3 protein-coding genes and 1 pseudogene are annotated in these 4,830 nt (G+C 71.3%); all 4 read right to left on the bottom strand.

Features of this window, described 5'->3' with window-relative positions:
* Nucleotides 1–7 precede the first annotated feature (7 nt).
* On the bottom strand, nucleotides 8–3,127 hold the full coding sequence (locus WA788_RS34985) for a sensor histidine kinase (protein WP_335984414.1): 3,120 nt from the start codon (nucleotides 3,125–3,127) through the stop codon (nucleotides 8–10).
* Nucleotides 3,128–3,615: 488 nt separating this feature from the next.
* The gene (locus tag WA788_RS34980; protein ID WP_435130796.1) at nucleotides 3,616–4,224 is read right to left on the bottom strand and encodes a GTP-binding protein; all 609 of its coding nucleotides are present in this window, start codon (nucleotides 4,222–4,224) and stop codon (nucleotides 3,616–3,618) included.
* A complete protein-coding gene (locus tag WA788_RS34975) occupies nucleotides 4,205–4,612 on the bottom strand; it encodes a DUF742 domain-containing protein (RefSeq protein WP_335984411.1) in 408 nt (135 codons plus the stop codon). The genes WA788_RS34980 and WA788_RS34975 overlap by 20 nt, the downstream gene beginning before the upstream one ends.
* A gap of 88 nt (nucleotides 4,613–4,700) precedes the next feature.
* Nucleotides 4,701–4,830, bottom strand: a pseudogene (locus WA788_RS34970) (roadblock/LC7 domain-containing protein); the annotation flags it as partial.

The raw sequence follows: 4,830 nt of genomic DNA, 5'->3' as shown, positions 1-4,830 counted from the left end.
GACTCAACTAGCGCTCCTGGTTCTGGGGGCCGCCGAATCGGCTGTCGGTGGCCTGTCCGTTCGTGTCAGCTCCAGCAGTGCGCCCTTGCTGGACGCCACGTCGCAGATTACTCAACCTGCCGCGTACGTCCTCCGGTGCGCGGGAGACCTGTGGGCCGCCCTGCGGGGTCTGTGCCGCGGCACCCGGGACCAGGTTGGCCTTGGGTACCCGCCGGGGCAGACCGGAAGGGGTGACTCCGCCTGCCTTCGGCTCGCGGACCGACTCGGCCCGCTGCCAGTGCTCGTCGTTCGTCGACCGCCAGCCGTCACCGTCCGGCTGGGGTTGCTCCTGGGGGTCGGTGGACTCGTCGTCGGGCTGCTCCTGCCGGATCGGCCCACCGGGCTGCCGGTCGGGCCGCGGGTCGTCGGACGGGGCGGGGTGCCGGCGTTCGCGGCGCGGGAGGCCGGCGTCCGTCAGCGAAGGCGAGACTACGCTCTCGGAGGGGCCCTCGGGGAGCGGCGGAACGGATTCCGTTACCTGGGGTGCGTCCTGCGGCCATCCCTCCTGAGCAGGGCTGTAACCCGCGTCGGGCGCGAAGTGGCCGCCCGGTCCGGCTTCCTGGTACGGCTCGGCGTACTGCGACGGCCCGCCGTAGGGCGCGGCCGGGTCGTAGGTCTGGCCGGAAACCGTCCCGTACGGCTGCTCGAAGTAGCCGCTCTGTTCGGCGTACCCCTGCTGCCCGTCGGCGTACCCCTGCTGCTCGTAGCCGGGCTGGAAGCCCTGCTCATACGGCTGCTGCCCGTAGGAAGGGGCGGCGTCGGGGCCGTAGCCCTGGGCGTACTGGGCGGTGGGGTCCTGGGCGTAGGGCTGGGCGAAGTCGGCCGATTCCGTTCGCTGCGGCGGGAGTTGGCCCAGGTGGGGGTCCTGGGTGCCGGCGGCGCCGGCTTCCAGCCGGGCGCGGCGCTCCTCGCGCAGTTCCTCGCGTTGCAGCGAGCGGCCGACCGGGTCGAGCGGGTGGGGGCCGGTCTCACCCGCTCGGTCGTAGCGGGAGTCGTCGAAGCCGAGTTCGGCGGCGGTGCGCTCGCCGGTGACCTGCGGGTGGGCGTCGCCGGTGCGGTCGGCCAGGTGCTCGGGGACGATCCGGGAGACGGTGAAGTCGGTGTCGTCGGCGACCGGGTCGCCCCCGCCGCCGCGGGTGATCGCCTCCGGCAGCATCACCAGCGAGGTGGTGCCGGCCTGCTCGCCGGAGGGGCGCAGCTGGACCCGGATGCCGTGCCGCAGCGACAGCCGGCCGACCACGAACAGGCCCATCCGCTTGGCGATCTCCACGTCGACGGTGGGCGGGTCGGCGAGCTTGTGGTTGATGTCGGCGAAGTCCTCGGCGGTCAGGCCGATGCCCTTGTCGTGGATCTCGATCATCAGGCGGGTGTCGGGCAGCCGGGTGGCGGTGACCCGCACCTTGGTCTGCGGGGAGGAGAAGGTGGTGGCGTTCTCCAGCAGTTCGGCGAGCAGGTGTACCAGGTCGCTGACCGCGCTGCCGTGGATGTCGGTCTCGGGTATGCCGACCAGTTCGATCCGGTCGTACGCCTCCACCTCGGAGGCGGCCGCGCGCAGCACGTCGACCAGCGGTACCGGCTGGTTCCACTGGCGGTCGGGCTCCTGGCCGGCGAGGACCAGCAGGTTCTCGCCGTTGCGCCGCATACGGGTGGCCAGGTGGTCCATCCGGAAGAGGTTCGCCAGCTGGTCGGGGTCGGCCTCGTTGTTCTCCAGCTCGGTGATCAGGGTCAGCTGGCGCTGGATGAGGCCCTGGTTGCGCTGCGAGAGGTTGGTGAAGATCGCGTTGACGTTGCCGCGCAGCAGCGCCTGTTCGGCGGCGAGCCGGACCGCCTCGCGGTGCACCTGGTCGAAGGCCCGGGCCACCTCGCCGATCTCGTCGCGGGTGGTGATCGGGATCGGCGCGACCTGGGTGTCCACCCGGCCGGGGTCGGTGCGGGAGAGCTGGTCGACCAGGGCCGGCAGCCGGGTCTCGGCGATGTCGAACGCGGCGGTCCGCAGCCGCCGCATGCTGCGGGACATCGCGCGGGCCATCAGGGCGGCGACGATGAACGCGATGATCAGCGCGACCAGCACGAGCGCGGAGTTGATGAAGACGTCGCGCTTGGCGTGGGCGGCCACCCGCGCGGAGTCGGCGGCCGCCTGGTCGGCGAGCTGGGTCTCGACCGAGCGGTAGGCGTCGAACGACAGTGTGGCGGCGGACAGGTAGGACGCGGGGGTGACGCCCTCGGCGTTGAGCCGGGTGACGGTGTAGGCCGGGTCGGTCAGGTCGGTGACCATCCGGGTCAGGTCCGGCGGCACGATGTACGCGGTGTGGTTCGCCTTCGCCTTGCTCAGCGCGGCGGTGACCTGGGCCTGGCCCTTCTTCACCGCGGCGTCCTGCGCGGCCTTCAGCCGGGCCTGGTCGGCGGTGCTGCCGCCGCCGTCGTACTCCTCCAGCGCGATGCCCTCCAGGTACTGGTAGGAGCCGAGCGCGGTCTTCTGGAGGGCGAGCTCCTGGGAGGTGGGGTGCTTCTCGACCAGGATGTGGGTGCCGATGGCGCGGGTCAGCGACTCGGCGGCCTTGGCGAGCGAGACGGCGTACAGGGTCCGGCCGTAGGAGGCGCTGTTGCCGGTGCCGAAGCCGAGTTCGTTGGACAGCTCGCTCAGCGGGTGCTGGATCTTGACGTACCACTCCTCGGTCTGCACGCCGGAGAGCTGGCCGGTGAAGGCGGACTTGCGCAGGGAGGACAGCTGCGGCTCGACGCTGCGGAAGCTGGCCATGCGGCGCCGGAGGTCGGCGCCGTCGGGTATGCCGACCGCGGCCTTGTCGAAGGCGCGGGCGGCGGCGTCGGTGGCGGCGTACGCGGCGGACACGCTCGACGCGGTGCGGTGGCCCTCCAGCAGCGGGACCACGGTGGTGTCGCGCTCGTTCTCCAGCGCGTTGCTGTAGGTGGCGGCGGCGCGGACCAGTTTCGCGGTGCGCACCGCGTCGTCGGCCTGCTGCCAGGTGGTGACGGAGCTGTTGACGCGGAAGCCGCCCAGGACGAGGGCGACGAGCACCGGTATCAGGAGGATCGCGTTCAGCCGGGTGGCCATCCGCCAGTTGCGCATGCCGAAGCGGCGCCCCGGCCCCGGCAGGTCCTCGGCCACCGGCTCCGGGGTGCCCCCGGTGCGCTGCGGCGGAGTGAAGTTCCCCCGCGGGCCCCGGTCGGCACCCGCCTCGACTCGCCTCGTATTCCTCACTGGACCAACAACCTCTCGGCGACGACGCGACAACGACGGCCGTTCCCTGCGCTTCCTGCGCTTCCCGCACTCAGGTCTGCGCATTCCAGCACGCCATGCAGGTGCACGCCAAACGTCCGGAAACGTCCGGCGTCCGGCGGATCACGCCAGAAGGCTAGAGATAAAAAGGGCATAAGTCCAAAGGCCGAGCAAACCATATGACAGACGTACACGCGGCGGCACTGATCGAGCGCGAGCCGTGTTCGCCACCTGAAGGAAACTCTCTCGAAATGTTATGGAAGGCCGAGGGCCCGCTATGTCGTGTGACATAACGGGCCCTCGGCCTTGCGTCGGCGGTGTCCGCCCGCAGCTGCGCGCTACTTCAGGCGGGCCAGCAGCGCGTGCTCGACCAGCGTGATCAGCGCGCTCTTCGCGTCGCCGCGGTGCCGGGCGTCGGTGGTGATGATCGGCGCCTCGGGGCCGATCTGGAGCGCCTCGCGCACCTCCTCCGGCCGGTACGGCTGGTGGCCGTCGAAGCCGTTGAGCGCGATCACGAACGGCAGTCCGCTGTTCTCGAAGTAGTCGACCGCCGGGAAGCAGTCCGCCAGCCGCCGGGTGTCGACCAGCACCACGGCGCCGATCGCGCCGCGCACCAGGTCGTCCCACATGAACCAGAACCGGTCCTGGCCGGGGGTGCCGAACAGGTAGAGGATCAGGTCGTCGTCGAGCGTGATGCGGCCGAAGTCCATCGCCACCGTGGTGGTGGTCTTGTCCTGGACGTGGCTCAGGTCGTCGATACCGGCCGACGCCGAGGTCATCACGGCCTCGGTGCGCAGCGGGTTGATCTCCGACACCGCACCGACGAACGTGGTCTTGCCCACGCCGAAGCCACCCGCCACCACGATCTTCGCGGAGGTGGTCGACCGCACCGGCGGCGCAGCGTACGCCGCCTGCTGCGGTTGCGGCCTAGAGCTTCCGAAGTCCACTGAGCACCCTCTCAAGCAATGTCACGTCTGGCTGGCCGCCCGCGTCGCCGCTGCCGGGCTGGTGGATGGCCACCATGCCGGCCTCGGCGAGGTCGGCCACGAGAATCCGGGCCACCCCGAGCGGTATCGCGAGCAGCGCCGAGATCTCGGCCACCGACTTGATCTCACGCGTCAGATGGCAGATCCGCTGGTGCTCGGGAAGGAGTCCCGCGTACTGCGCCGGGTCGGCGGTGGTGCTGACCAGGGCCTCGAGCGCGAGCTGGTAGCGCGGCCGGGTGCGGCCACCGGTCATGGCGTACGGCCGCACCAGCGGCTGGTCGCCTTCCACCCCGTACGGCGCATGGTGGGACGCGCCGTACGGGCCCGGCGAGGCGGGTGGCGGGGTCATGAGGGTCCTCCGTGTCCGGGCAGTGCTCTTGCTGGTGCGGAAGTACGGGAACGATCTGTCGTGCGGGTGAACAGCGGGCGGGCGGTGCTCAGTTGAGCAGGCTGCCCTGGAGCTCGGCGCGGAGGTCCGGGGTGAGGACGGCGCCCGCCCGGTCGACGAGCAGGGCCATCTCGTAGCCCACCAGGCCGATGTCGCACTCCGGATGCGCCAGCACCGCC

This window comes from Streptomyces sp. CA2R106 (assembly GCF_037034245.1).
In the GTDB taxonomy this organism is placed as follows: domain Bacteria; phylum Actinomycetota; class Actinomycetes; order Streptomycetales; family Streptomycetaceae; genus Actinacidiphila.
This window is presented reverse-complemented; position numbering and strand designations above follow the sequence as displayed.

Coding starts and splice junctions, on each gene's coding strand:
- WA788_RS34985 (WP_335984414.1), bottom strand. CDS start 3,127: ATGCGCAACTGGCGGATGGCCACCCGGCTGAACGCGATCCTCCTGATA.
- WA788_RS34975 (WP_335984411.1), bottom strand. CDS start 4,612: ATGACCCCGCCACCCGCCTCGCCGGGCCCGTACGGCGCGTCCCACCAT.